This window comes from Streptomyces niveiscabiei (assembly GCF_001419795.1).
Taxonomy (GTDB): Bacteria; Actinomycetota; Actinomycetes; order Streptomycetales; family Streptomycetaceae; genus Streptomyces; species Streptomyces niveiscabiei.
Genome location: NZ_LIRL01000802.1, coordinates 1 through 1,824, shown reverse-complemented (window position 1 = coordinate 1,824; position 1,824 = coordinate 1). Strand labels below are relative to the sequence as shown.

Here is a 1,824-nt window from a genome sequence, read left to right as displayed (position 1 = left end):
GGTAGGGGCGGCGGGGGCGAGGAACTCCGAGCCGTACCACCCACGACGTACAACGAGAGGCTGACCCGCAGTGCAAGACGACCTCATGTCCCGGGCCAGAACCTGGCTCGCGGAGGACCCCGACCCCGAAACCCGCGACGAACTGGCGAAGCTGATCGAAGCCGCCGACGTCACGGAACTGACCGCCCGCTTCTCCGGCACCCTCCAGTTCGGCACAGCCGGCCTGAGAGGCGAACTCGGCGCAGGCCCGATGCGCATGAACCGCACGGTCGTCATCAGAGCGGCAGCGGGCCTCGCGGCGTACCTGAAGAGCAAGGGCGAGACGAACGCCCTGGTAGTCATCGGGTACGACGCCCGCCACAAGTCGGCGGACTTCGCAAGGGACACCGCCTCGGTGATGACGGGCGCAGGCCTCCGCGCGGCCCTCCTCCCCCGCCCCCTCCCGACCCCCGTACTGGCGTACGCCATAAGGCACTTGGGCGCAGCGGCAGGCGTAGAGGTGACGGCGAGCCACAACCCCCCGAGGGACAACGGCTACAAGGTGTACCTGGGCGACGGCTCCCAGATCGTCCCCCCGGCGGACAGCGAGATCGCGGCGGAGATCGAGGCGATCGCGTCCTTGACCGACGTCCCCCGCCCGGAGGACGGCTGGGAGACCCTGGACGAGGCAGTACTGGAGGCGTACCTAGCCCGTACGGACAAGGTCCTGTCCCCCACGTCCCCCAGGACGGCCCGCACGGTCTACACCCCGATGCACGGCGTAGGGAGGGACGTCCTGCTGGCGGCGTTCGAGCGGGCCGGCTTCCCCACCCCCGTACTGGTCCCCCAACAGGCGGACCCGGACCCGGACTTCCCCACGGTCGCCTTCCCCAACCCGGAGGAACCCGGCGCGATGGACCTGGCGTTCGCGAAGGCGAGGGAGACCACCCCGGACCTGATCATCGCTAACGACCCGGACGCGGACCGCTGCGCGGCGGCGGTACGGGACGGCGAGGACTGGCGCATGCTGCGCGGCGACGAGGTGGGCGCCCTCCTGGCGGCACACCTGGTCAACAGGGGCGCGCAGGGAACGTTCGCGGAGTCGATCGTCTCCTCCTCCCTGCTGGGCCGCATCGCGGAGAGCGCGGGCCTCCCGTACGAGGAGACCCTGACGGGCTTCAAGTGGATCGCGCGGGTGGAGGGCCTGCGCTACGGCTACGAGGAGGCCCTCGGCTACTGCGTGGACCCGGAGGGCGTCCGCGACAAGGACGGCATCACGGCGGCCCTCCTGATCACGGAACTGGCGTCGGAGCTGAAGGAGCAGGGCCGCACGCTCCTGGACCTCCTGGACGACCTCGCGGTGCGGCACGGCCTGCACGCGACGGACCAACTCTCGGTCCGCGTCGAGGACTTGGCGCTGATCGCGGACGCGATGACCCGCCTGCGCGAACACCCCCCGACGAGCCTGGCGGGCCTGCCGATCACCAAGGCGGAGGACCTCACCCAGGGCACGGACAGGCTCCCGCCCACGGACGGCCTGCGCTACACCCTGGACGGCGCCCGGGTCATCGTCCGCCCGAGCGGCACGGAGCCGAAGCTCAAGTGCTACCTGGAGGTGGTGATCCCGGTCGAGGACCACGCGTCCCTCCCGGCGGCCAGGGAGAAGGCGGCGCAGCTCCTCGCGGAGATCAAGCGGGACTTCTCGACGGCGGCGGGCATCTAATACCTGAGAGGTACACGGGGACTACGGGGGTTCAGCCCAGCACCGGCCGGCTGGCCCCCGTACCCCACCCCTCACACAACCATCTGCTCCCATAGGGTGATTTCCCGGCGACAGCCCCCGCA

At 70.8% G+C, this 1,824-nt stretch carries 1 protein-coding gene; it reads left to right on the top strand.

All coding sequences use genetic code 11. The annotated features are described in order from the left end of the window. Positions 1 to 70 precede the first annotated feature (70 nt). Positions 71 to 1,702, top strand: a complete 1,632-nt coding sequence (locus AOK24_RS34080) for a phospho-sugar mutase (protein ID WP_055723871.1) — start codon at positions 71 to 73, stop codon at positions 1,700 to 1,702. Positions 1,703 to 1,824: the final 122 nt, after the last annotated feature.